This is a genomic window from Streptomyces sp. NPDC059443 (assembly GCF_042750105.1).
In the GTDB taxonomy this organism is placed as follows: domain Bacteria; phylum Actinomycetota; class Actinomycetes; order Streptomycetales; family Streptomycetaceae; genus Streptomyces.
This window is the reverse complement of record NZ_JBHYVM010000046.1, coordinates 35,458-56,850: the sequence shown is the minus strand read 5'-3', so window position 1 is coordinate 56,850 and position 21,393 is coordinate 35,458. Positions and strand designations below refer to the sequence as shown.

At 72.0% G+C, this 21,393-nt stretch carries 21 protein-coding genes; 8 read left to right on the top strand and 13 right to left on the bottom strand.

What is annotated here, in order from left to right; all coding sequences use genetic code 11:
* Positions 1–173 precede the first annotated feature (173 nt).
* Both ACFXDJ_RS32695 and ACFXDJ_RS32690 read left to right on the top strand, forming a co-directional pair.
* Positions 174–1,427, top strand: a complete 1,254-nt coding sequence (locus ACFXDJ_RS32695; RefSeq protein WP_384663519.1) for a sensor histidine kinase — start codon at positions 174–176, stop codon at positions 1,425–1,427.
* Positions 1,424–2,086: a response regulator gene (locus ACFXDJ_RS32690; RefSeq protein WP_384663521.1), complete on the top strand. Its 663-nt coding sequence runs from the start codon at positions 1,424–1,426 to the stop codon at positions 2,084–2,086. The genes ACFXDJ_RS32695 and ACFXDJ_RS32690 overlap by 4 nt, the downstream gene beginning before the upstream one ends.
* Before the next feature lie 20 nt (positions 2,087–2,106).
* Here ACFXDJ_RS32690 and ACFXDJ_RS32685 read toward each other — a convergent pair whose 3' ends face one another.
* The 9 genes from ACFXDJ_RS32685 to ACFXDJ_RS32645 form a co-directional block, all read right to left on the bottom strand.
* Positions 2,107–2,472, bottom strand: a complete 366-nt coding sequence (locus tag ACFXDJ_RS32685; protein WP_384663523.1) for an alpha/beta fold hydrolase — start codon at positions 2,470–2,472, stop codon at positions 2,107–2,109.
* 38 nt (positions 2,473–2,510) lie between these two features.
* Positions 2,511–3,110 carry a hypothetical protein gene (locus tag ACFXDJ_RS32680; RefSeq protein WP_384663525.1) on the bottom strand — a complete coding sequence of 200 codons (600 nt, stop codon included), beginning with the start codon at positions 3,108–3,110 and terminating at the stop codon, positions 2,511–2,513.
* Between the two features lie 21 nt (positions 3,111–3,131).
* Positions 3,132–4,307 (bottom strand): ATP-binding cassette domain-containing protein, encoded by a 1,176-nt coding sequence (locus ACFXDJ_RS32675; protein WP_384663527.1) that lies wholly within the window; start codon positions 4,305–4,307, stop codon positions 3,132–3,134.
* A gap of 77 nt (positions 4,308–4,384) precedes the next feature.
* Positions 4,385–5,848 carry a sensor histidine kinase gene (locus ACFXDJ_RS32670; protein WP_384851108.1) on the bottom strand — a complete coding sequence of 488 codons (1,464 nt, stop codon included), beginning with the start codon at positions 5,846–5,848 and terminating at the stop codon, positions 4,385–4,387.
* Between the two features lies 1 nt (position 5,849).
* Positions 5,850–6,575 (bottom strand): response regulator transcription factor, encoded by a 726-nt coding sequence (locus ACFXDJ_RS32665; RefSeq protein ID WP_384664119.1) that lies wholly within the window; start codon positions 6,573–6,575, stop codon positions 5,850–5,852.
* 26 nt (positions 6,576–6,601) lie between these two features.
* Positions 6,602–7,465, bottom strand: coding sequence for a DUF5666 domain-containing protein (locus ACFXDJ_RS32660; RefSeq protein WP_384851106.1), 864 nt, complete (start codon positions 7,463–7,465; stop codon positions 6,602–6,604).
* Between the two features lie 42 nt (positions 7,466–7,507).
* Positions 7,508–8,731: an ABC transporter permease gene (locus tag ACFXDJ_RS32655; protein ID WP_384662470.1), complete on the bottom strand. Its 1,224-nt coding sequence runs from the start codon at positions 8,729–8,731 to the stop codon at positions 7,508–7,510.
* Positions 8,728–9,636: an ABC transporter ATP-binding protein gene (locus ACFXDJ_RS32650; protein WP_384662473.1), complete on the bottom strand. Its 909-nt coding sequence runs from the start codon at positions 9,634–9,636 to the stop codon at positions 8,728–8,730. The genes ACFXDJ_RS32655 and ACFXDJ_RS32650 overlap by 4 nt, the downstream gene beginning before the upstream one ends.
* Positions 9,633–10,973 (bottom strand): efflux RND transporter periplasmic adaptor subunit, encoded by a 1,341-nt coding sequence (locus tag ACFXDJ_RS32645; RefSeq protein WP_384662475.1) that lies wholly within the window; start codon positions 10,971–10,973, stop codon positions 9,633–9,635. Before ACFXDJ_RS32645 ends, ACFXDJ_RS32650 begins: the two co-directional genes overlap by 4 nt.
* Before the next feature lie 221 nt (positions 10,974–11,194).
* Here ACFXDJ_RS32645 and ACFXDJ_RS32640 point away from each other — a divergent pair, with 221 nt between their 5' ends.
* On the top strand, positions 11,195–11,719 hold the full coding sequence (locus ACFXDJ_RS32640; RefSeq protein ID WP_384662478.1) for a GNAT family N-acetyltransferase: 525 nt from the start codon (positions 11,195–11,197) through the stop codon (positions 11,717–11,719).
* Here the strand turns inward: ACFXDJ_RS32640 and ACFXDJ_RS32635 are convergent.
* Entirely contained in the window at positions 11,701–13,065 is a 1,365-nt protein-coding gene (locus ACFXDJ_RS32635; protein WP_384662481.1) for a tetratricopeptide repeat protein, read from the bottom strand. The two genes, ACFXDJ_RS32640 and ACFXDJ_RS32635, sit on opposite strands and share 19 nt — an antisense overlap.
* A 139-nt stretch (positions 13,066–13,204) precedes the next feature.
* Here ACFXDJ_RS32635 and ACFXDJ_RS32630 point away from each other — a divergent pair, with 139 nt between their 5' ends.
* Positions 13,205–14,572: a M64 family metallopeptidase gene (locus ACFXDJ_RS32630; protein ID WP_384662483.1), complete on the top strand. Its 1,368-nt coding sequence runs from the start codon at positions 13,205–13,207 to the stop codon at positions 14,570–14,572.
* 207 nt (positions 14,573–14,779) lie between these two features.
* On the opposite strand, the gene ACFXDJ_RS32625 is transcribed toward ACFXDJ_RS32630, so the two are convergent.
* The 3 genes from ACFXDJ_RS32625 to ACFXDJ_RS32615 form a co-directional block, all read right to left on the bottom strand.
* Positions 14,780–15,820 (bottom strand): vWA domain-containing protein, encoded by a 1,041-nt coding sequence (locus ACFXDJ_RS32625; protein ID WP_384656505.1) that lies wholly within the window; start codon positions 15,818–15,820, stop codon positions 14,780–14,782.
* Positions 15,821–15,947: 127 nt separating this feature from the next.
* Complete coding sequence (locus tag ACFXDJ_RS32620; RefSeq protein ID WP_384656508.1) at positions 15,948–16,403, bottom strand: GNAT family N-acetyltransferase; 456 nt, start codon at positions 16,401–16,403, stop codon at positions 15,948–15,950.
* Positions 16,404–16,623: 220 nt separating this feature from the next.
* Positions 16,624–16,890: a hypothetical protein gene (locus tag ACFXDJ_RS32615; protein WP_384656511.1), complete on the bottom strand. Its 267-nt coding sequence runs from the start codon at positions 16,888–16,890 to the stop codon at positions 16,624–16,626.
* Positions 16,891–17,146: 256 nt separating this feature from the next.
* On the opposite strand from ACFXDJ_RS32615, the gene ACFXDJ_RS32610 reads away from it, so the two are divergent.
* The 4 genes from ACFXDJ_RS32610 to ACFXDJ_RS32595 all read left to right on the top strand — a co-directional run bounded on the left by ACFXDJ_RS32610 (position 17,147) and on the right by ACFXDJ_RS32595 (position 21,225).
* Entirely contained in the window at positions 17,147–17,482 is a 336-nt protein-coding gene (locus tag ACFXDJ_RS32610; protein ID WP_384656514.1) for a hypothetical protein, read from the top strand.
* A gap of 246 nt (positions 17,483–17,728) precedes the next feature.
* The gene (locus ACFXDJ_RS32605; RefSeq protein WP_384656517.1) at positions 17,729–18,622 is read left to right on the top strand and encodes a patatin-like phospholipase family protein; all 894 of its coding nucleotides are present in this window, start codon (positions 17,729–17,731) and stop codon (positions 18,620–18,622) included.
* Between the two features lie 121 nt (positions 18,623–18,743).
* Entirely contained in the window at positions 18,744–19,517 is a 774-nt protein-coding gene (locus ACFXDJ_RS32600) for a class I SAM-dependent methyltransferase (RefSeq protein WP_384656520.1), read from the top strand.
* A gap of 100 nt (positions 19,518–19,617) precedes the next feature.
* Positions 19,618–21,225: a phospholipase D-like domain-containing protein gene (locus tag ACFXDJ_RS32595; RefSeq protein ID WP_384656522.1), complete on the top strand. Its 1,608-nt coding sequence runs from the start codon at positions 19,618–19,620 to the stop codon at positions 21,223–21,225.
* The last annotated feature ends 168 nt before the right edge of the window (positions 21,226–21,393 follow it).

Genomic DNA, 21,393 nt, shown 5'->3' with positions numbered 1-21,393 from the left:
CTTCGCGCCGTAGCGCTTGCTGAGTTCGTGTACTTCGATCATGTGGACAACACTGCCGGGAGGGCCCCCGCCCGGTCATGGGGCCGCGGGATGCAATCGCGCGGCCGCCTTAGCCCGGGGGCGTACGTCCCCGGGACGACGCCGCGGGGCCGGTGGCTGGATAGTGTCGCGGGATGGATGCCATACCGACCACCTCGTCGCCCGCGCGCGTCGCGCCACGCGCCCTTCCTCTCATGGCCTGGGCGGGGGGCGTCCTCTACGTCCTCGCCGTGGGTCTGCTCATGGGAGGTGCCCCGCGCGCCTCGGGCACGGTCCACGGCCTCGTGGCGCTGCTGGTGGCGAGCCTGCTCCTCGGCGTCGTGCGACGCGCGCCGATCCTGGTCCTTGTCCTCCTGCTCCTCGGATCCACCGCCGTGGTGGTGGTTCCCCCGAGCACTGGCCGGGTGGACCTGTCGGCCTCGTACCAGGGCCAGTTCCTGCCGTTCCTGGCGGTGGACCTCGTCCTCGGCCTCATCGTCGCCACCCGCGCACGACGGGCCTCGACCGTCGCCGTATCCACCTCCCTCCTCGGCCAACTGCTCCTCGTGGGCGGCTTCGCGCACGGGGACGGTCTGACCGCCAACCTCGTGATCGCCGTCCTGGCGGTGGCCGCGGCCTGCACGGCCGGTCTGCTGGTCCGCGAGCGCCGCGAGCACGCGGTGGCACTGCGCGCCCAGGAGGTGGCCGAGGCCGTCGTCGCCGAACGGCTGCGGATCGCCCGGGAGTTGCACGACATGGTCGCGCACAGCATCGGCATCATCGCCATCCAGGCCGGGGTGGGGAGCCGGGTCATCCGGACCCAGCCCGAGGAGGCCCAGGAGGCGCTGCGCGCCATCGAAGCCACCAGCCGGGAGACCCTGGCGGGCCTCCGGCGGACCTTGATGGCACTCCGTCAGGCCGACCCGGACGCCGAGGGTTCGGGGCGGGCGTCGCTCGCACCCTCGCCCGGTCTCGCGGACCTCGACCGGCTGGCGGCGGCGACGGCGGACGCCGGGGTACGCGTCGACGTGCACCGGACCGGGGAACAGCGCCCGGTGCCGGCCGACATCGACCTGTCTGCCTACCGTATCGTCCAGGAAGCGCTGACCAACGTGGTCCGCCACGCGGGCACCGGGCTCTGCCGGGTGACCATCGAGTACGGGGACCGAGAACTGTCCGTGGAGATCGTCGATGACGGGCGCGGTGCCACCGAGCACGGCCCGGCCCACGGATTCGGCATCGTGGGCATGCGCGAACGGGTCGCCCTGCTGCACGGCCGGCTCACCACCGGGACGCGCCCCGAGGGCGGCTTCCGGGTGGCGGCCAGACTGCCGCTGCCCATGCCCATGCCCACGTCCTCGCCCACCTCCGCGCCCGCGTCCGTCGAAGTTTCAGTGGAGGCCCGATGACCATCCGGATCGTACTCGCCGACGACCAGCCGCTGGTGCGGTCCGGTCTGCGCGTGCTCATGGGCGACCACCCCGACCTGGAAGTCGTCGGCGAGGCCGCCACCGGCTCCGAGGCGGTCGGGCTCGTCGGCGAACTCGCCCCCGACGTCGTGGTGATGGACATCCGGATGCCCGTCATGGACGGGATCGAGGCCACCCGCCTGATCACCGCAGGTCCGGCGACGGCCCGCGTGCTCGTCCTGACCACCTTCGACGAGGACGAGCACGTCTACGGAGCGCTCCGCGCCGGCGCGAGCGGGTTCGTGGTCAAGGACATGGCGCTCGACGACATCCTCACGGCGATCCGGGTGGTGGCCGCCGGCGACGCACTGATCGCCCCGGGTGTCACGCGCCGTCTGATCGCGGACTTCGCCGGACGGCCCGCGGCCGCCCCGGAGCCCTCCCCGAGGACGGTCGAAGGCATCACCGAGCGGGAACGCGAGGTGCTGACCCTCGTCGGACGCGGCCGGTCGAACACCGAGATCGCGGAGGACCTCTTCATCACGGTGGCCACCGCCAAGTCCCACGTGTCACGGCTGCTCACCAAACTGGACGCCCGGGACCGGGTCCAGCTCGTGATCACCGCCTACGAGGCAGGGCTCGTCACCCTGCCCCGCTGAGGGCGCTCACGGCAAGGCGCTCAACGCGGCACGGGGATCACGTCCCGCGTCTCGTCCACCTCGATGCCCGAGCCGCGGCGGGTGAGCGGCTCGGGGGGCGTCTCGTCCGCGCAGAGGGTGCCCCGCGCCGGCAGCGCCAGGGTGGCGAGGTAGCTCGTGACCAGGGCGTGCACGCGCCGGGGGAACTGCGCGGCGTAGACGGTGCCGACGTAGCTGCCGAAGGAGCGCCCGTGGAAGGTGAGCATCTCCTCGCCCAGGGCCTGGCGCAGCAGGTCCATGTCCTTGGCGGCGTCGACGGCGGCGGAGTGCTCGGTGTCCTTCCAGCACTCCGGCCCTTGTCGGCCCCCAGGGAGTTGACTCCTCCGTACCTCCAGAGTGGTACGCACCCGGCCGCAGCCCCCGCCTGCCGCGGACGGGGGGCCGTTCAGGAACGGTCCACGCTCGCTTCCTTGCCCGCGGCCCGGTCGTGGGAACCGTCCGGCTGGGCGGGGACGGCCGGGTCGAAGGCCTTGGCCTGCACCAGGTAGGCGGACCGGAACTCACCCGTCGGGGTCCGCTCCTCGTCCATGAGCTCGGCGAAGGTGCCGGACTCGGCGACCCGCCCGTCCTTCATCACGTGGATGACGTCGGCCCGGCGTACGGAGTGCAGCCGGTGGGTGATCAGCACGATGGTCTTTCCGGTCGCGGCCAGCGCCCGGATCTGATCGAACACCCGCTGCTCCGCGACCGCGTCGAGCGCGCTCGTGGGCTCGTCGACGACCAGGATCTCCGCCGTCCGGAACAGCCTGTACAGGGCCCGTGCGATGCCGACGAGCTGCCATTGCCCGCCGGAGATCTGGTGCCCGCCCCGGTAGCCGCGTGCGAGCAACGTGCGACGGCCGCGGGGCAGGCCGGCCAGGAGCCTTCCCGCGCCCGCGAACGCGGCGGCCGCCTCGACCGCCGCGTCGTCGACGGGAGCGCCGGGGTCGCCGATCGCGACATTGACGTCGAAGGTGAACGGCCACCGGAAGAACGACTGGGACATCAGCGCGACGCGGGAGAAGATCTACGCCCGGTCGGCGCGCGCGGCGTCCACGTCGTCCCACCGGATGGTTCCGCCCTCCGGATCGGGCTGGTGCAGCCCCGCGAGGAGCTTGACCAGGGTGGACTTGCCGGAGCCGTTCTCGCCGACCACGGCGATGACCTTGCCCAAGGGAAGGGTCAGGCTGACCTCGCGCAGGGTCGGTTCCGGTACCTCCTTGCCACTGGCCGGATAGGTGAAGGTGACCTTCTCGAAGCGGACCTCCCGGACCTCCTCGGGCAGATCCTCTCCGGTCGCCGGGATCGCCCGCGCCCGCGCCTCCTCGCAGAGCCGGTCGAAGTCGGCCACGAACAGGCTCTCCTGGTGGAGTTCCGTGACCTGGAGGACGCGGGCGTCGAGGCTGGAGGCGCCGGTGCGGATCGCCAGGACCGCGGTGCCGGCCACGGCCAGCTCCATCGCCCCGCTCCACAGCAGCAGCCCCAGCGCCCCGTGGGTGAGGAGGGTGGCGAGCCCGCCGGCCCCGTCGGCGATCAGCCCGACGCGGGCGGCCCGGCGGGCGAGACGGGTCATCACGATCAGGAGCGGCAGGAGCACGGGGTGTAGAACGGTGAGCACGCTCGCGGCCGCGACCAGCGAGATCAGCGCGTTCAGGGTGTTGGTGCAGTTCCGGATCATCCGTCGGGCGGAGTCGGCGCCGTACCGGGCGGCGTCCAGCAGCCGGTGGAACTCGTCGTCCTCGATCGCGGACAGCTCCACTTGGTGCACCAGCCCCAGGTACCGCTCCGTCGCCACCCGCTGGACCTTCGGCTCCAGCGCCCCGGTCGCCGCCGTGGACGCCGACCGCAGCAGCGAGCCGGCCAGCGCCGTCACCGCGACCACGGCGAGCGCCGGGACGGCCCGTACCAGACGCTCGTTGGTGGTGCCGGCGGCCAGGATGTGCCCGAGCACGTGGTTGACCGCGACCAGCCCCACCGCCTGCGCGACACCCCGTCCCAGCTCGGCGGCCAGGACGGTCCGTAACGCGCGGGCATCGGCCAGCCGGGCCAGCCGCACTCCCGTCATGGCCAGCCCCGGGAGGTCGCGGGCCATCGCCCACAGCCCCAGCCGCAGCCAGGCGCCTTCGTGCTTGTCCCAGCCGATGTCGTACGCGAGCTCGCCGCCGAACAGCAGCCGCTCCGAGTCCGAGACCACAGGAATCACCGCTTGCTCCCGATGGGTGAGGAAGGGGTACAGGTGCTCCAGCTAACGGGCCCGGCCCTCCTGCGGCAACGGGCGGTTTAGCGGCCGGCGGACGGCAGGCGTACGCGGAACAGGGCTCCCTCGCCCGGAGCCGTCTCCAGTTCCAGTTCGCCCCCGTGCGCCTGGACGAGTACGGAGGCGATCGCCAGTCCGAGGCCGGCGCCGCCGCCCGCCTGGCGGCTCCGGGAGGCGTCCACCCGGTAGAACCTCTCGAACACCCGGGCGGCCTGCTCCGGGGTGAGACCCGGCCCGGAGTCGGCCACCTCGATCACTTCGTGGCCGCCCGCGCTCCCCACCCCGATGCGCACCGGCGAACCCGCGGGCGTGTGGGCCACCGCGTTGCCGACCAGGTTGGCGACCACCTGGCGCAGCCGCGCCTCGTCGCCGTTCACCGGCGCCGGGCCCGGCGGGCCCGCGCCGTCCGGACCGGTCAGCACCACTTGGCGCGCCGGGTCCAGCGCCCGGGTGTCGTGCAGGGCGTCCACCGCGAGGGTGCGCAGGTCCATCGGAGCGATCTCCAGCGGGCGCTGCTCGTCCATCCGGACCAGGGTGAGCAGGTCCTCCACCAGACCGCCGAGCCGCACCGCCTCGCTCTCGATCCGGGCCATGGTCCGTTTGACGTCCGCCTCGTCGGGCAGGGCGCCCATCCGGTACAGCTCGGCGAAGCCCCGGATGCCGGCCAGCGGTGTACGCAGCTCGTGACTGGCGTCGGCGACGAAACGCCGCATCTGCTCCTCGGACGCGGCGCGCGCCGCGAAGGCCGACTCGATCTGCGCGAGCATTCCGTTGAGCGCGCTGCTCAGCCTTCCGGTTTCGGTCCGGGGCGAAGCGTCCGGCATGCGGTGCGAAAGCGGCCGCCCGGCGGATATCTCCGCCGCGGTCTCCTCGATCCGCCGCAGCGGCCGCAGGCCCGCCCGTACGGCGAACCAGCCGGCCGCCGCGAGCAGCAGCGACACCACGACGCCGATCAGCCGGAAGGCGGTGGCCAGGTGGTCGAGGGTGGAGGTCACGTCGTCCAGCGGGGCCGCCACCACGACTCCGGTGGGCAGCGCGGGGTCCTCGCTGCCCACCGGCACGATCAGCACCCACCAGGTGCCGTCACCGTGGTCGCCGCGCACCTCGAACGGCCGCCCGAGCCTGGCCCGTAGCCCAGCCCCGTCCATCGCCGGCCACAGCGGGCCCGGATCTCCGGCCGCGACGGGCTGCCGGTACTGGTCCGACACGGTGCCGTCGGCGTCCGCGAAGGCCATCACGTACTGGCTCGGCAGCCAGGCCCGCCCGCCGCCCGCCCGCCCGGGGTGCGGCTGCGGGATGCCCTCGGACCGGACCCGGTGGGCCATCGAGTCCCCGAACCGCTCCAGTTGCTGGTCCACCCGCCCCACCAGCTGGGTGCGCACCGACCCGAGGACGACGGTGTCGCTGACGGTCAGCCCCAGCGCGACCAGGGCCATCGAGAGCACCACGAGCCGCGAACGCAGGGACAGGCCCGCGCGCCGCGCCATGTCAGCCCTGCGGGCGGCGCACGACGTACCCGATGCCGCGCACGGTGTGGATGAGCTTGGCCGAGCCGTCCGCGCCCGAGTCCACCTTGCGGCGCACGTAGGAGATGTACGACTCGACGATGCTGAGGTCGCCGCCGAAGTCGTACGCCCACACGTGCTCCAGGATCTGCATCTTGGAGACCACCCGATCGGCATGGGTCATCAGGTACGCGAGCAGTTTGAACTCGGTGGGGGACAGGGAGACGGGCCGCCCGCCGCGCAGCACCTGGTGGCCCACCGGGTCCAGTTCGAGGTCGCCGGCGACCAGGCGCCCCTCGCCCGCGGGGCCACCGGTGCGGCGCAGGATCGCGCGGATCCGGGCGATCAGCTCCTCCAGGCTGAACGGCTTGGTGACGTAGTCGTCGCCGCCGGCCGTGAGTCCGCTGATCTTGTCGTCCACGCCGTCCTTCGCGGTGAGGAAGAGCACCGGCAGATGGTCGGCCTCGGGCCCGGAACCGGCCACCTCGCGCAGCCGGCGCACCACGTCGAACCCGCTGATGTCGGGCAGCATCACGTCGAGCACCACCAGGTCGGGCCGCTCCTCGGCGACCGCCGCCAGCGCGTCGGCGCCGTTCGCCGCGGAGGCGACCTTGAAGCCGACAAACCGCAGCGAGGCGGACAGCAGCTCCCGGATGTTCGGCTCGTCGTCGACGACGAGCAGGCTCGCCTCGGGCGTGGCGGTGTCCATGGGGTGCCGGGTCCTTCCTCTCGTGATCAGCCCCGTCCGCCGCCGAAACCTCCCCCGCCGCCCTGGGCCACGGTCGTCGCGGCGACGTCGCCGGAGGGGTTCTGGCTGCCGCGCACGGTCACGGTCTGACCCGGCTGGAGGTCGGACACCTTGCCGCTCTTGGCCTCGGTGATCTGGGTGTTGGTGTCGGTGGTGACTTTGACGACGTTGCCCTGGGCGTCCGTGACGTAGAGGGTGGTGCCGTCGACGAGCTTCACCGTACCGGTGGTCAGGCCGACCCCTGCGCCCAGCCCGCCCGTCGCGCCCCCGAACCCCTGCCGAGAGCCGTTCTGCCCGGTTCCGGTTCCGGTTCCGCTGGGCCCTTGCCCGGTGGCTCCCTGAGCCTGCCCGCCGGCTCCCTGCCGCTGGCCGCCCGCTCCCGTACCTCCCTGGCCGTAGCCCGTACGCCCTTGGCCGCCGAACCCGCCGAACCCGCCGGACCCGCCGGACCCGCCGGCCGGGTTGCGCCCGGCGGACGCGGCAGCGGATCCGGATCCGGCCGTTCCCTGGAGATGGCCCTTCTCGACCAGGGCGCCCCCGGCGAACGCGAGCCCGGCCACCACCCCGCCGGAGAGCAGCAGCGTCAGCCACGGCAGCCGCGGCCGGGGCGGAGCGGCGAGCTCCGCCGAGATGTCGCGGGTGTCCGGGGGCTCGGCGAGGATCCCTTCGGGGTCGGCGGCGGGTCCAGCGTCGGGACCTTCCGCGGAGGGGGCCTCAGCGGAGGCGTCCTCCGCAGTGGCGTCCTCCGCTGGGGCCGAGCCGGCGAATACGTCGGCGAACGGTGTGAACCGGTCCTCACCCGTCTCCGCCCCCTGCGGCTGCTTCTCCAGTTCGGTGCGGCGTCGTGCCATGTCAGCTTCTCCCTGTCCCTGCTCGTGCCGGCTTGTGCCGGCTCACTCGTGCCGCAGTGCTTCGATGGGCCGCAGGCTCGCGGCCCGGTTGGCCGGGTAGCCGCCGAAGAACAGCCCGATCACCACGGCGATGGCGAAGGCTCCGACGACCGACTCCGGAATGACGACCGGCTTGATGCCGACGATCGTGAAGTGCGAGCCGATCAGCCCGGCCGCGACGCCGAGCCCGCCACCGATCAGCGACAGCAGCGTCGACTCGGCGAGGAACTGGCCGAGGATGACGCCCCGGGGTGCCCCGATCGCCTTGCGGATGCCGATCTCACGCGTCCGCTCGGTGACCGTCACCAGCATGATGTTGGTGATGCCGATCCCCCCGACCAGCAGGGAGATCGCCGCGACCGCGCCCAGCAGCACGGTGAAGGTCTCGTTCGTCGACGCCTGCGTGGTCAGCAGGGACGCCTGGCTGGCCACCCGGAAGTCGAGCGCGGCCGGGTCCTTGATGCCGTGCCGCGCCATCAGGACGCTCGTGATCTCGCTCTGCGCCCCCGTCGTCGCGTCCGCGGACTTGGCCTCGACGAGGATCTGGCCGACCGAGCCGAAGCCGGTGAAGGCGTTCTGCACGGTGGGCAGCGGCGCGACCACCACGTCGTCCGGGTCCTGGAACCCCGTACCGCCCTTGGTGGCGAGCACCCCGACCACGGTGAACGGCGTACCGCCGAGCACCACCTTCTTGCCGACCGGGTCGGCCGTGCCGAACACGTCGGCGGCGGTCGTCGAGCCGATCACGGCGACCTTGCGGGACGCCAATACGTCATCGCCGCTGAAGTAATCGCCCTTGGCCACCTTGCTGTTGGAGGCCTTGAAGTACGCCGGGTAGGTGCCGACGACCTGGCCGACCGTGTGCGAGGTGCCCTCGTAGAGAGCGGCCTGCGAGGTGGTGACCTCGGGCGCCACCGACTCGATGTGCGGGGCGGCCGAGGAGTCGGCGAGCGCCCGCGCGTCCTCCACGGTCAGCGGCTTGGTGCCGCCGGCGGAGCCGGAGCCGGAGCGCGATCCGCCGGATCCGCTCCCGGAGGAGACGGTCAGGGCGTTGGTGCCGAGCTTCTCGATGGAGGCCTTCACCGCCTGCGAGGAGCCGTTGCCGACGGCGAGCAGCAGGATCACCGCCGCGACGCCGATCAGCACGCCCAGCATCGTCAGCGCGGAGCGCACCTTGTTCGCCGCGAGACCGCCGAAGGCGAAGCGCAGCGTCTGGAACGGGTTCACCGAAGACCTCCGGACGCCGCGTGCTGCCCTGACGCCGAGTGCTGCCCGGACACCGCGTGCTGTCCGCGCATCGCGGGCGGGGGCCCGCCGACGGGCGCCTGCCGCACGTCCTCGACGATCTGGCCGTCCACCAGGCGCAGGACCCGCTTGGCGTGCCGGGCCACCTCGTCCTCGTGGGTGATCAGGACGACGGTGCGGCCCGACGCGTTGAGCCGGTCCACGATGGCCAGGACCTCCTCGGTACTGCGGCTGTCGAGATTTCCGGTCGGCTCGTCGGCGAGCAGCATCGCGGGAGCGGTGACGAGCGCGCGGGCCACGGCCACGCGCTGCTGCTGGCCGCCGGAGAGTTCGTTGGGCCTGTGGTCCATGCGGTCGGCCAGGCCGACGAGGGTGAGCGCGGCCTCCGCGCGGCGCCGCCGCTCGGCGGCCTTCACCCCGGCGTACGCCAGCGGCAGCTCCACCTGGGCGAGGGCGGTGGTGCGGGGCACCAGGTTGAACGACTGGAAGACGAAGCCGATCTTGCGGTTGCGGACCAGCGAGAGCTGGTGCTCGTCCAGGCCGCCCACATCGATCCCGTCGAGCAGGTAGCGGCCCGATGTGGGGACGTCCAGGCAGCCGAGGATGTTCATCAGGGTCGACTTGCCCGAACCGGAACTGCCCATGACCGCGACGAAGTCACCCTGTTCCACGAGGAGTTCGACGCCGGGCTCGCGGCCCGTGGCGGGATCGCGCGGTCCGCCGAGCGCGCGGACCGCGGCGTCGCCGTGCCCGTACGTCTTGAACAGCGCGCGGACCTCGATCACCGGCGGTACGCTGCCTCGCGCCCCGTCGGCCTGCGGGACCCCGGGCAGCGCCTTGGGCGGCGTACGGCGCGGCGTCCGTCGAGGCCACAGCGAAGGCGTCATCCGCGGCCACCCCCGCCCCCGCCGGTACGGACGCCCGTGCCCCCGCGGTTGCGGGCACCGCCGGCTCCGGTGCCGCCGGGGAAGGCTCCGCTCGGGAAGCCGCCGTTGCCGGCCGAGGACACCGCGGCCAACTGCACCTGTTCGCCCTCGGTCAGTCCGCTCACGACCTGGTCGGCGCTGTCGCCCTCGAGGCCGAGGGTGACCGGGGTGCGTACGGTCGTGCCGTCGGCCTTGACGACGGTGACGGTACGGTTCTCCCCGGTCCCGGACACGGCGGCGCCGGGCACCGAGAGGGCGCCGGAGGCCTCGCCGATGACGACCTGGATGCTGGTGCTGAGGCCGCTGCGCAGGTCTTCGGTGGGGCTCGTGATGGTGAGGGTGGCCGCGTACTGCACGGCGCTGCCGCCTCCCGAGTTGCCGCCACCGGAGGACCCGCCGCTCAGGGGCAGGGAACTGACGGACAGGACCTGCGCGTTGAGGACCTTCCCGGACATCGCGTTGAGGGTGACCGTTGCGGGCTGGCCGGGCTTCAGCTTGAGGGCGTCGGCCTCCGAGAAGCTCGCCGTCACCTGCATGCCGGACGGGTTGGTGAGCACCACGAACCCGGAGAGGGCGGAGGAGGAACCAGCGCCGGAGGACGTGGAGTTACCGGCGGACCCGCCGCTTCCGCCGCCCGTACCGCCGTTGCCGTTGCCGCCGCTGCCCGTTCCGGCGACCGTGTCACCCACCTTCGCCGAGACGGAAGCCACCGTCCCGTCGGCCGGCGCCTTGAGCACCGTTCCGTCGACCGCGCGCTGCGCGGCGTCCACGGCGTTCTGGGCCTGGGTGAGCTGGGCACGGGCCTGGGCCAGTTGCGCCGGGTCCACGGTCGGAGTGGCGGCCGGCGCGGGAGTGGACGCGGAACCGCCCCGCGAAGACGCACCGCCGCCGCTCGGAGCCGAACTCACCTGGCCGGCCTCGGCCTTGGTGAGGTTGGCCTGGGCCGCGGTCAGCGCGGCCCGGGCCTGAGCGAGGGACTCGGTGGCCGCGGTCGCGTCGACCTTTCCGAGCAGCTGCCCCTTGGTGACCTTGTCTCCCGCCTTGACGGCGACCTCGGTGAGCCGGCCGCCGGTGGTGAAGTTCACCCCGGCATCGCTCGGCGAGCTCAGCGAACCCGCGCCGGAGACGGTCGCGAGGACGGTTCCCTTGGTCACCGCCACGGTCCGCGCGGCATCGCGCGCCGGACCGCCGCCGCCACCGGACACCGCCGCGTAGGCGCCGCCGGCGCCCGCGAGGACCGCCACTCCGAGCACCGAATTGATCAGGACGGCCCTGCGCCGCCGTGGGAGCACCTTCATGGAGCAAGATCCTGGCCGCCCGTACTTTGCGGGGTCTGGGAGCTTCCTGGGAGTTCCCTGGGAGCGCCCCTCCCACCCGAAGCGGGCATACCGCCCCATACGATGCGTCTTGTGCGGGCCTCCGCCCGCCCGGGGGAGCCGTGGCCCCCGCACTGCCAGGGAACTCCCAGCCGGGTCAGCCGGGTCCGTGACGCGGAGCTCGGGACTGTTATCGTCCGTTCATGCCCGAGCTGATCATGCCCACTCCCCGCCTGTACGACTCGTGGCACGCCGCGCAGGAGGAGTGGGGGGCCGACGCCCACATGGACGGCGCCGGGCTCGGCTCCGAAGACGAGGTGGACAGCCTGGAGGGCTTCACCGCCTGGACGGAGCAGCTGAAGCGGTACGGGGACCGCACCCTGCCGGTCGAGCACGGCCGCGTCCACGCCACGTACTGGTGGATCGCCGAGGGCGACGAGTACCTGGGCGCCATCGACCTCCGGCACTATCTCAACGGTTTCCTGCTCGACGCGGGCGGTCACATCGGCTACAGCATCCGGCCCTCGGCCCGCCGCCGCGGCCTGGCCACCTGGGCCCTGGCCGAGGTCCTGCACGAGGCGCGGCTGCTGGGGATGGACCGGGTGCTGCTCACCTGTGACCCGGACAACCTTGGCTCGATCCGCACGATCGAGAGCAACGGCGGTGTGCTGGAGGACGTCCGCGAGACCCTGATCGGCCCCAAGCGGCGCTACTGGATCGACCTGTAGCGGGTCGGGTGGGGCGGGAACGCCGGCACCGTGGGCGCCGGGCCCAGGGTGGTGGTTCCGGGAGCCGCCCGATGGCCCAGGCCCGTGCGGTACGCGTCCAGCGCGGCCTCCGTCCGGCCGGACCGCCGCAGCAGGTCGCCCAGGAGCCGGCACAGGTCGGCGAGGTCGCCCGACGCCCCGCTCCGCTCCAGCAGTGCCAGTGCCTGTACGTAGTGCTCCTCGGCGGACTCGTTCTCGCCGCGCTCCTCGGCCATCAGACCCAGCAGCCGGTGCGCGCCGCCCGCGTGTACGGCGCCGTGGCTGTCTCCCAGGGCGAGCAGCGCCGAGAGCAGCCCCGCGGCTTCCTCGTACCGGCCGAGCCGGCGCAGTACGTCGGCCAGCTCGACCTCCACCTGGGCGGTGTACAGGGCCGCGCGGCCGGCCGAGAGCATCTCCCGGGCCGTGCGCAATTCCCGCTCGGCGGAGGCGAGATCGCCGTTCTGGGCGTGCAGGTAGCCGCGCATCCAGTGGCAGTGCGCCAGGTCGGTCCGCAGCTGTAGCTGCCCGTAGATCGCCTGGGCCTTGGCGATCGAGGCGTCGGCGTCGGCCACGCGCCCCTCGGTCAGGAACGTCCGCGCGACCTGCCGGTGCATGCCCGCCACCAGGGCCGGGTCGCCGACTCGGGGGGCCAGCGACAGGGCGAGCTCGGCGGCGTGGGCGGCGCGGGCGTGGGCGCCCATGTCGATGTACGGCCCGATGACCGCGGAGTAGAGCAGCACCAGCGCCTCGGGGTCGGCCAGTCCGCTGGCTCCCAGCTCGTCGATGGTGGATTCGAGCAGGTAGCAGGCGTAGCGCAGCTCCCCTGCGAGCAGGTGCGCGACGGCGCGGCCGCGGATCGGGCGGGCGCGGCGGGGGAGGGGCTCGCCGGCCAGCAGTCGCTCCGCCGCCTCGAAGTGGCTTATGGCATCGGACAGTTCCCCCGACTCCAGGGCGCAGTCCCCGAGTCCGAGCAGCGCTCCGACCCGCTCGTCGGCCAGCCCGAGGTGTTCGGCTTCGGCGAGGAGGCGCCGGTAGCGTACGGAGGCCTCGTCGGCCGAGCCGGAGGCCAGGATCTGCTGGGCGTCGGTGAGGGCGAGGCGCAGCTCGGTGGCCAGATGGGTGGGGCGTCCGGTGGCCAGTTCCTCGTAGGAGGTGCCGAGGCGCCCGGCCAGGAAGCGCAGTGCGGCCTCGGAGGGGCGAACCTTGCCCGACTCCAGCGTGGAGATGTAGGCCGGGGTGTACGAGGGCTCCGCCAATTTCCGCTGTGTCAGACCGAGTTCGGTGCGCATGCGCTGAACCCTGCGGCCGATTTCGGCCGGTTCGTTCATGGTGTCCCCCTCGTTGCTCGAACTCCCCAGTATTCAGGGGGATCAGGCCATTGCGCACCCGTCGTGCGCCGCCTAGCTTAAGCAGCCGATTGAGTTCACTTACACAGGTACTTAACTTCCCTTGTCCCAGGAGGACTTCATGCGTCACATCAGACGGCCGGGAACCCGGCCGGTCCTGCGCGGAGCCGTCGCGGCGGCCTGCGCGACCGTCGCGCTGCTGGCCGCCGGGCCCGTTCGCGCCGCCGAGGTTCCGGACGCCGCACGCCGGGTGGTGGTGGAGATTCCGGGGCGGGAGCAGGGCGGTGACGCCGGATCGGGCCACGCGCTCGTACCCGCGGGTGCGGGTGCGGGTGCCGCGGCCAAGACCGGCGCCCGGCTCTCCGAGGCGGAGCGGGCGGTGGACGGCGAGGTCGCCAAGCTGGTCGACAACGGACCCACCGCCGACCGCCTGGACGTGGTCATCGTCGGCGACGGCTACACCGCGGCCGAGCTGGCGAAGTTCCACACCGACGCCAAGGCGAAATGGGCCGAGGTGACGGCCGTCGAGCCGTACACCACGTACCAGAACCTCTTCAACGTCTGGACGGTCGACGCCGTCTCCCACGACTCGGGCGTCACCGGCGACCCGGACAGGGCGACCGTCCGCGACACGGCCCTCGGCGCGTACTTCTGGTGCGAGTCCGTCGAGCGGCTGCTGTGCGTGGACCAGCCGAAGGTGGACGCCTACGTGTCGAAGGCGCCGCAGGCCGACCTGGTCATCGTCCTGGCCAACAGCGCCAAGTACGGCGGCGCGGGCTACAACGAGCCCAGCGCCACCCTCGGGTACGAGGGCATATCCACCGCCTCGGCGGACAACGCCAAGTCAGGCCAGGTCGCCATCCACGAGACCGGGCACTCACTCGGCAAACTCGCCGACGAGTACTTCTACCCCGGAGTTCCGGACTACGAGAAGTACACCGGCCCCGAGCCCGCCGAGTCCAACATCTCCACACTGCCCGCAGACCAGTTGGCCCGGCAGCAGGCCAAGTGGTTCCGCTGGCTGGGCGAGCCCTCGCCGGACGGCGGCACGGTCGGCGCGTACGAGGGGGGCGGCTACTTCGTCACCGGACTCCAGCGGCCCACCGACAGCTCGATCATGCGGGTTCTGGGCAAGCCCTTCAACCTCCCCGGTGTCGAGTCGATGATCGCCGGCTTCTACAAGCACGCGAAGACCGTCACCCCGCTCACCCCGACGGACCGCACCCTGCGGCTGCGTCAGAGCGCGAAGGCGGCCGTGCCCCGGCTGGCAGGCGCGGACGGCCGGCAGCTCGTGGTCCGCTGGTACCTCGACGGCCGGGAGCTGAAGCGGCTGGCGGGCCGGACCGAGGTTCCGGTCGCGGACCTGCGGCTGTCCGACCTCCGCACGCACAGGCTGACGGTCACCGCGGATGACCGCACCCCTTCGGTCCGCGACCCGGAGATCGCACGCATGCTGCACTCCGCCGCCACCTGGAACGTCCGCCTCTAGGCCGTCTCTTTCGGATCTTGCCGGGGTCCGCGCCGCCCGGCACCGCACCTCGCCGCACTGCCGCGGCACCCGAGTACGTCCAGTACGCGGGAGCCTCGGCAGCGCACCGAGGCACGGCACCGGACGACGCGGACAAGGCCGACAAGATCCGAAAGAGACGGCCTAGCCCGCACCTCACGGCGCTCAGGGCGCTCCCGGCGCCGGCCGTCAGATCATGAACAGGAGACGCGTGTGGGGTACCAGCTTCCGGTTCACGCTGGTGCTCTGCACGAAGATCGTGAACTCGTCGTTGTGGTCCGGCTTGACGCGAACCTCCGTGTCCGGAAGGCCGAGCACGGCCCGCGCCTCCGGTCCCGTGTACACCCGGTCCGTCTTCTTCTCCAGTACCGCGATCTTCTTCTTCGCCTGGATCTTTTCCGATTTGCTCAGCTGATAAAACGCGCAGCCGGTACGGTAATTGTGTCCGGATTCGATCACCCAGTCCCGGATCGCCGCTTCGCGCGCCACCGGAATCAGCTGGTACTCCGACGGATTCACCGGGGTGAGACCGGCGGCCTTGATGGTGTCCTTGTTGACGGTATCGGCACCAGTGGAGAACACCGCCCGCGACCCCCGGATGCCCTTGGTGCGGCCGACCATGAATTTCTCGGTCGCCTGCTGGATGACCTGACCGGCTTCTTCGAGCCCCTGTGTGCTCGTGGCGTCCCAGATGGCGATGTTGTTCTTCGGGAAACCGCACTGCATGGCCTCGCGCTTGCCCATCTGGTCCGGCACGAGGACGGCCAGCGTCCAGTTGTCGTCCTGCGTCTCGACCATCTCGGCCACGGCCCGCACCAGTTCACGAGGATCCCTGGTGGGGGCGTCGGGGCAGCGGTGGCTCGCGTTCTCCTGCCCGTCGGTCAGTACGAACGTCAGGAAGCTGTGGTCGCCGTACAGTTGCGCAGTCTGCGCCAGCTCCCGCTGCGACTTGAGCGTGGCCGCGAGCAGGGCCGTCATTCCGCCGACCCGGTACATCTGCTTCAGGGACGGCATGCGCAGCACGTCCTTGTCGTAGATGACGCACTGCACCTTGTCCGCGAAGACGTACACGGTGACGCGGGTTTCCTGGTCCAATTCCTGGGACCGGCGGGCCAGATATGAAATCTGCTGGTCGGCGACTTCGATGACCTTGCCGCTCAGATGCGACATGGACGAACTTGCATCCAGTACAAGGGCAACGTGATTGATGTAGTTCTGGTTACCGGACATGAGCGCTCCCCGTTCTCCGACTCGATGCTCATATCCTCTCAGCGACCACTGACAATCGACCTTGGATCGCGGGCAGGGGCGACGCGTACGACTGGCTCGACGGCGCCCGTACGGGGGTGGCTCGGGGTCAGCTCGACGGGGCCATGTCGTACGTCACCCACATGGTGCGGGTGGCCACCTGGTCGTACTTCGACCGGGCCCGGTGGTTGTCATCGGCGGTGATCCAGCGGACCACGCTCCAGCCCCGCTCGACGGCCATCGCGCGCAGGGCGCCGAGCAGCAGGTCGGCCGCGCCCGAACCGCGGTGCTCGGGTGCGACGAACAGGTCGTCGAGGAAGCAGCCGACGGTCGCCGAGAGCGGCCGGGCGAACGGACGGTAGTGGGCGAGGCCGAGGAGCCGCCCCTCGGCGTCCTCGGCGACCAGGGCGCCGACCTCGTGCGCGGGGTCGTTGATCCACGCCCACACGGTCGCGGCGGCCTCCTCGGTCTGCTCCACCGCGTAGAAGTCGGCGTAACCGCGGTAGAGGGCGCGCCACTGGGCGAAGTCCCCGGCCAGGGGGGCGCGGACGGTGATGTCGGACATGATGAGGAGCTCCTCCGCTCGGACGGACACGGACCCTTTGGTCCGGCTCATCGATCATCGTGCAGCGCGACCGGGAGGCAACGCACCACCCTGTCGAAGAACGCGCCGCCGGACCGCCGACATGGACGGGTCGCCCCCGCCGGCGTGACGGCAGCCGCGGTGGCGGCGATCACGGTGGCGCCGAGCATCAGGGTCCCGCGTGGACATGGCCGCCTTCGGTTCAGCGTGGCCGCAGCCCGTCGAAGACCACCTTGAAGATCAGCTCGCGGGGCCCCGGATCCGCCCCGAGTTGTTCCAGTGCGGTGCCGGTGCCGGTCAGAAGGGCGATGAGCTCTGGCAGGCCCAGTTCCGGGCGGACCGCCCCGGCCTGCTGTGCCTGCGCCAGCAACTCGGTGAGCCGGGTCTGGATTTCGACGGTCGGCTCCAGCAGGGACGCGTGTGCGTCGACCCCGGCCGCGCTGAGGGCTCGGGTGAACTCGCTTTCCACCTGGCCCTCATCGTGGCCGGCGGCAACCTGCCCGACCTGGTGGCGTCGCTGGAACCCGCGTAGCCGCTCGCAGGCCGCAGCTGAGCGAGCGGAGTCGCCCCGGCCTGCCGATGCGCGTGACCGGCCTCTACCCATGACGGTCGCGGTCTGCTGGACTCTTCCCGGCGGGCGCTAGGACGGCCTAGCGGCGAGCCCGTCGGCAGGGAACTCGCCTGCCTCGTGTCGCACTTCGTCCGCATCGTCAGGAGGTGGGTCCATGTCGCTCGGCACTCAACGCGCCCGTGCGCTGGCGCTGGGGGGCTTGGCGGTCGCGCTGCTGGCTTTCACCGGCTTGTGCTTCTATCAAGGCAAGACGCCGGGGCTCTACCCGGAAAGCAGCTGGGGCCCGTGGAGAGATGAAACGATCGGCCCCTGGTCGACGCACGTGCGGGTCAGTTCCTGGACGCACGCCTCCCAGGCCCGCCTCCACTACGGCAAAGCCGAAGGCATCGACCTCAACGCGTACGGCGAGACGGCTCATGCCGCCAACGCCACGGGCCACATCGACTTCACCCTTACGCCCGACGGCAGGCTGACGGCGAAGCGGCATTGACCGTTGGTCGGTGGGCGCGCGGTGCCGACGAGCGGTGAGCATGTCCTGCGTGGTGACGTCGGCGCGCCCTCGAAGACCGCCTCGACCAACAGTTCGTGGTTGCGCCGCGCGTCACGCCGTACGGGCACCCTCACCACAACTCCACTCCTCCGCAAGGAAACGGGGATCCCTCCCTGATTGCGATGCTATCGTCGGCCACGGAAACGGGGAACACTCCCCAGTTCAGCCCGGGAAGGGACGAGGACGATGGCGGACACGGCACTGGTGCTGGGTGGCGGGGGAGCGGTCGGCCTCGCCTGGACGGTCGGGATGGTGGCCGGCCTGGCCGAAGCGGGCGTCGACCTCACCACCGCCGACGTGACGATCGGCACCTCCGCCGGCTCCGTGATCGGGGCCCGCCTCGCCTCGGGCGTGAGCGTCGAGGAGCTCTACGCCGAACAGCTCGACGGAGCCCCGGAGATCGACGTCGACGTCACCCTCGGCCAGACCGCCCGCTTCCTCTGGGCCGCACTCGGATCCCGCGACCCGCGGCGCTCCGTACGCCGCCTCGGCCGGGCCGCGCTGGCCTCCTCCACGGTCCCCGAGTCGGCGGTCCATGAGGCGATCGCCGTCCTGCTGGGAGGCGTACGGGACTGGCCGGCCCCGGACTTGCGCCTGATCGCGGTCGACGCCCGGACCGGGGCCCTGGAGGTCTTTGACGCCGCCTCGGGCGTCTCCCTCCCCGAGGCGGTGGCCGCGAGCTGCGCGGTGCCCGTGGTCTGGCCGCCCGTGTCGGTGGCCGGCCGCCGCTGGATGGACGGCGGCAGCCGTTCGACGGCCAACGTCCACCTCGCCCGCGGCCATCGGCGGGTGGTTGCCGTCACCCCGATCCCCAAGGCCGTGGGTCCGCACCCGAGCTCGACCGAGCAGGGCGCGGAACTCGCCGAGGACGGGACGTCGGTGGTGGTCCTGACCCCCGACCGCGCCTCGCGCAAGGCCTTCGGCCGCAACATGCTCGACCGGACCCGCTGCGCCGCCGCGGCCCGCGCCGGCCGTATCCAGGCCGCCGAGTGCGTGGACACCGTACGCGCGGTCTGGATGCCCCGGGGCGGCGATCGGCCCGCGCGGCAGGCGGCGCGCGCCGGCCATCCGGCGCGGTGACGTTCACCTGCTGACGAACCGCCCGAACAAGGGGAGACTACGACCGGCAACGCCGATCCCGGTGCCGCCAAGCCTCCAGGGCCCTGTTGTGGCGGAGGCCGCACGGCTGAACAGTGGTGGCATGACGATCGGACCGAACTCCCGTGCTCGCTCGTTCAGCTCCGCCGCCTCCCGGTACGCCGACCACCGCCCGTCCTATCCGCCCGAGTTGCTCGACGCTGTCGAGGAGCTCGCCGGTCTCGCACTCGCCGGTGCGCGTGTCGCCGATGTCGGCGCGGGCACCGGCATCGCGACCGCACTGCTGCACGCGCGCGGGGCGCGGGTGGTCGCGGTGGAGCCGGGTGAGGGGATGGCGGCCGAGTTCCGCCGCCGCAACCCTCGTCTCCCTCTCGTCCGCGGGGACGGCAACCGGCTCCCGTTCGCGACCCGTTCGCTCGATCTGCTGACGTACGCCCAGTCGTGGCACTGGACCGACCCGGCCCGTTCGGTGCCCGAGGCCCTACGGGTCCTGCGTCCCGGCGGGGCGCTGGCCGTCTGGTCGAACGACCCGGACATCGAGGTCGGATGGATCGCCGACCAGCAGGCGCGGATCGAGAAGACCTTCGGTCCCGGCTGGTACATCAACGGACGTGCTCGCTCCCAGGAGGGCCTGACCTTCGCCACCCGCCTGCTGCGCTGGTCGAGGCGGATCCCGGTCGACGCGCACCTCGCCAAACTCTCCACCCACTCGCTCTTCCTGATCGGGCACCCCGGCACGGAGGCCTTCCTCGCCGCCGAGCGGGAGCGGCTCCGGGAGCTGTTCCCGGACGGACGGCTGGAGGAGCACTACGTCGTCGACCTGAGCCTCGCTGTCCGTCCCGGCTCGGTGTGGCCGGAACTCGACCGATGCAGATGAACAGCAGGCTACCTGCTGGTAACTTGCGCGAGTTGATCAAGGTCGGAGCCGTGGCGGACCACGCTCCCGGCCAGAGCCACCCCCCAGTCAAGGAACCACATTGGCACACACCGCACGTACGACGGCCCTCGTCTGCGCATCGGCCCTCGCACTCGGCTTCTCCCTCCTCGGCACCACCGCCACCGCCTCCGCCGCGGATGCGCCCACACCGCACCTGGACTCGATCGAACAGACCCTGCGCCAGGTCTCGCCGGGTCTGGAGGGCTCGGTCTGGGAACGCACCTCCGGCAACCGGCTCGGCTCATCCGAGCCCGGAGGCGCCGACTGGCTGCTCCAGACGCCCGGCTGCTGGGGCGACGCCACGTGCGCCGACCGGCCCGGATCGCGCCGGCTCCTGGAGAAGATGCGCCAGGACATCGCCGCCGCCCGGCAGACGGTGGACATATCGACGCTGGCGCCCTTCCCCAACGGCGGCTACCAGGAGGCGATCGTCGCGGGCCTCAAGGAATCCGCCCAGAAGGGCAACCGGCTGAAGGTGCGCATCATGGTGGGCGCCGCACCCCTCTACCACTCCACGGTGATCCCGGCGTCCTACCGCGACGAACTGCTCGCGAAGCTGGGTCCGGCCGCCGCGGGCAACATCACCCTCAACGTGGCCTCGATGACCACCTCGAAGACCGCCTTCTCCTGGAACCACTCCAAGCTGGTCGTGGTCGACGGCAGTTCGGTGATCACCGGCGGCATCAACAGCTGGAAGGACGACTACCTCGAAACCTCCCATCCGGTGAGCGACGTGGACCTCGCGCTCTCCGGTCCCGCGGCGGGCTCCGCGGGCCGATACCTGGACTCCCTGTGGGGCTGGACCTGTAGCAACAAGAACAACTGGAGCGCGGTCTGGTTCGCCGCCTCGTCCGGCGCGGACTGCATGCCCTCCCTGCCCCGCCCCGCCTCCCCGCAGGGCGGGGGCGACGTGCCCGCGATCGCCGTGGGCGGCCTCGGTGTGGGCATCCGCCAGAACGACCCCACCTCCTCCTTCCGCCCGGTCCTGCCCACGGCCGGCGACACCAAGTGCGGGATCGGGGTGCACGACAACACCAACGCCGACCGGGACTACGACACCGTCAACCCGGAGGAGAGCGCCCTGCGCGCCCTGGTCTCCAGCGCGACCTCGCACATCGAGATCTCCCAGCAGGACCTGCACGCCACCTGCCCGCCGCTGCCCCGCTACGACGTGCGCCTCTACGACGCCCTCGCCGCGAAGCTCACCTCCGGCGTGAAGGTCCGCATCGTCGTGAGCGACCCGGCCAACCGAGGCACGATCGGCAGCGGCGGCTACTCGCAGATCAAGTCGCTCTCCGAAGTGAGCGACGCCCTGCGCGGCCGGGTGACGGCCCTGACCGGTGACGGCGCCCTGGCTCGTACGGCCCTGTGCGAGAACCTCCAGCTGGCCACGTTCCGAGCTTCCGACCAGCCGACGTGGGCGGACGGCAAGCCGTACGCCCAGCACCACAAGCTGGTGTCGGTCGACGGCTCGGCCTTCTACATCGGCTCCAAGAACCTGTACCCGTCCTGGCTGCAGGACTTCGGGTACGTCGTCGAGAGCCCGGCCGCCGCCGAACAGCTGAAGAGCGACCTGCTGGACCCGCAGTGGCGCTACTCCCGGGCCACCGCGACGTACGACTACACCCGCGGCCTCTGCCAGGGCTGACGGCCCCGCGCCGCCCCGCTCGCGATCACGTTCCGCGCCCGGAGGCTTCGGCCTGCGGGCGCGGCGCGCGAAGACCGCCTCACACCCCTTGGAGCCAGAGAGTCATTGATCGATCGCTGTGAGTGAACATCCGAGTGGGCGGGGGCCGCCGGTGGGCACATTACGGTC